Here is a 3,107-nt window from a genome sequence, read left to right as displayed (position 1 = left end):
ATACTGAAGCTGAGGCCAAGTTGGTCCACCTTGCGCAAATAGCTTCGAGCTCTTGGGCGCGCGCGCTGCAAGAGCAATGCGTCATCTCCCACCAGATTGAGTATGTGGGTTTCGAAATCACGAACTGCTAGGTAACGCCGCAGACGGCCGGGCAGAGCCCATGCCGGAGATTCGGGCAGGGCCGAACCCCGGCCCGGCTCACTTGTCATCAGCACAACGCACCAGGGTGCTTGGCGCAGCCACCTCACAGTGAGTTCCCGCTCCTCGGCAATGCCAAGGGATTGCTCGCAGACCCAGCCACCATAGCCACCCATAGGCATCGACTCGAACACGGTCAACCCGCCGCGGCGGTGAACCGCGCCGAACAGGTAAGCCGTGGGGTGCTGTGAGCGAACGGCTCGAACAGCAAGATATTGATGGGGCCGTTTACGCGCTGCGCTCACCGCGCGCACCCACTCGACGTGCTCGAAACAGTTGACCGGTAAATGCGCCAACGCATCAAGCGCGCTGCGCTCGGTCAAGACTTCGAATGTGGTGCAATCAGGCATGGCGAACGAGCCGCGTTCGCAGGCGGCCCAGATCATCGAGCAGCGAACGCCAATCGGGCAGCAACAAACGGCGGGCGGGTGTGGCCGACAGCCTGCTGAAGATCCATCCGGACATGCAAACGGAAAGCACATACGACACCGAAGTCGCCAGCGCCGCTCCCATCGTGCCCATGCGCGGTATCAAGAGAAGGGATGAGAGGACGTTGATCAGCAACGATAGGCCCGCCAGCGCCGCCGGGATCAACGGGCGACCCGCATGATTGGTGAAGTAGGCCGACAATGATGATGCTGCGCCGTAGGCCAGCACTCCGGGGAACAACATGCCCAGCAAAGGCACGGCGGCAGCATAGTCGGCACCCAGCATGACGGGCAGGAACAGCGCAGCGGCGAGCCATAGAGGCAGGCACAGCAGAGCCAGCGCGAGCAGGCTGGCATGCACCACGCGGACGGTCATGCGACCCGCATCGACGCCGTCGGGCGCGCCGATGCGCGCGTACGCTGCTTGTGTGACCGACGACGACACGAGCCATAGCAGTTCGGCCACCAGCACGGCCACCGAGTACACGCCGGTGGCAGACAGACCGAGAAAGTGGTCGACGAGAAACAGGTCGACCCGGTAGTTGAGCAATCCCAGCAAATTGGTGAAGCCAATGACCGCGACAAAGCCCAATTCGCCCCGCAGCGCAATCAGATCAGGTCGCGCGATCCACCCACCACGCCACGCCGCAGCCAGGGTTGCGAGGCTCACGACAACCCGCGCCGCGGCCCATGATCCAAGCACGGACATCAGGCTAATCTGCGCTTGCACGATCAAACAAACGCCCACACCGAGCAATGACAGTACTGGTGTCGCGAGTGTGATCCGTGCCATGGCTGTCATGCGCCCCGCACCCAACCACAAGCCGGCGAGGTTGGGCGTGAGAAACATCAGCGGAGCCGAGCATGCAAGCACCCATAGATAGTGGAAGCTCGATCTGCCGTTCGAGGACAACCACACCAGCACGATGGCACACATGGTCCCCAGCATCACACTGGCGAGAATGGTGGCGCCTACCAGACCATTCGGACGCTCGCGATGGTGTGAGATGCGACGGGCGATCGCTATGCCAAAGCCCGACCCCAGCATCAGCAAGGCCGATTCCACGGTGGTGAAAAGTGCGAACGCCCCCTGCTCTCCCGTTCCTAGACGCGCCGTGACGAGCGTGAGGCCYAGACCCAGCACGACGCCCGCGACGCGGGTAGCGAGATTGACGATGGTGCCGCTTGCGACGCTCATCGCACCTCAGTTTCACGTACTTGCGGGGCGAAGGTCATCCGCATGATGTCGCCCAGACCGAGCAAATTGCTGACGCCCACACCGACACGGTTGCGCAACAGGCGTTGATCTCCGGTAACACCTCTTGCTTGGTAGCCCGCGACTTTCAGGCCGGCCTTTGCGCCCAGCTTTTCGATGGTGTCGCGAGAAAAATAGTACATGTGCCAAGGGGGGGCGAGCAGGTGCCACTGCGCCCCCTTGCGCTGAGCGTACGCGCTCCCGATATCGCCCGTGGTCAAGATCAGGCGGCCATCCGCCTTGAGCAGACGCGCTGCTTCGGCCAACACAGCATCAGGGTCGGGCACGTGTTCGATGACATCCCACAGAGTGATCAGGTCAAAGCTCTTGGCCGGCAAACGGGCCTGTTGCATCGTGCCAGTGAAAACTTCCAGCCCGAAATGATCGCGCGCAAACGTCGAGGAAAACTCACTCAGTTCAACTCCTTGAACCGTGTAGTACCGTCGCGCCTCCGCCAGAAAGAATCCTGCGGCGCAACCGACGTCTAGCAAGCGCCCGGACCGCCTGAGCAACCGCAGCGCCCAAACGCGGCGTCGAGCGCTGGCGCGCCGCGGGCGCTCCTCGCCCAAGTAGTTCGAGAACACCTGATGGCTGCCCCCAGTGTAATAAGACTCATCATAGATCTTCTCGAAGTCGATGCCCGCCGGGTCTTCTCCCACGTAGACCAATTCGCAGTGTCTGCACTGAACGATCGAATATCCGTCCTTGGAAAACAAGAAGGTCGGCGCCTGGGCATCACACACAACGCAAGGTCGGTACTTAGAGTCCATCGACATGATCATTCAAATCTTGTCCCACTGGGGACGCGTTCTCGCACAATACGAGCCGGCACCCCCGCCACAAGGTGGAAAGACGGCACATCCTGGGCGACTACGGCGCCAGCCGCCACCACTGCGCCATCGCCCACCACGACACCAGGCAAGAGCATTGCGCCCGCGCCTATCCATACGTCATTGCCGATGCGCACTGGGGCGAAATGTTGTGGCTGCTGCCGGATCAGTCTGGAGCAGTCTTCAAAGGTATGGCCTTGGCTGGTGACGATCACGCCCGGCCCAATGAGTACGTCATTGCCAATCTCAATTCCGCCGGAGCCGTACAAAACACAGTTGTGCCCGATGTAGCTGCGCGCACCAAGGCGCACGCTCCCGTTGCCGCCCGACCAGTCGAGCCCACCACAGTGAATGAGACAACCCGACTGCACGGTCGCACCGCTCGCAAGCTCGAGC

The 3,107-nt window shown here is 61.8% G+C and carries 4 protein-coding genes; all 4 read right to left on the bottom strand.

Going from position 1 to position 3,107, the window contains the following annotated elements:
* Positions 1-548, bottom strand: a 548-nt coding sequence (locus AC1DY5_RS49160) for a hypothetical protein (protein WP_478121590.1), incomplete at its 3' end; no start/stop codon positions are given.
* On the bottom strand, positions 541-1,824 hold the full coding sequence (locus tag AC1DY5_RS49155) for an MATE family efflux transporter (protein WP_478121589.1): 1,284 nt from the start codon (positions 1,822-1,824) through the stop codon (positions 541-543). The genes AC1DY5_RS49155 and AC1DY5_RS49160, both read right to left, overlap by 8 nt.
* The gene (locus tag AC1DY5_RS49150; RefSeq protein ID WP_478121588.1) at positions 1,821-2,597 is read right to left on the bottom strand and encodes a class I SAM-dependent methyltransferase; all 777 of its coding nucleotides are present in this window, start codon (positions 2,595-2,597) and stop codon (positions 1,821-1,823) included. The genes AC1DY5_RS49155 and AC1DY5_RS49150 overlap by 4 nt, the downstream gene beginning before the upstream one ends.
* Positions 2,598-2,659: 62 nt before the next feature.
* Positions 2,660-3,107, bottom strand: a 448-nt coding sequence (locus AC1DY5_RS49145; protein WP_478121587.1) for an acyltransferase, incomplete at its 5' end; no start/stop codon positions are given.

It is taken from the genome of Variovorax sp. P4_D9, assembly GCF_056401695.1.
This window is presented reverse-complemented; position numbering and strand designations above follow the sequence as displayed.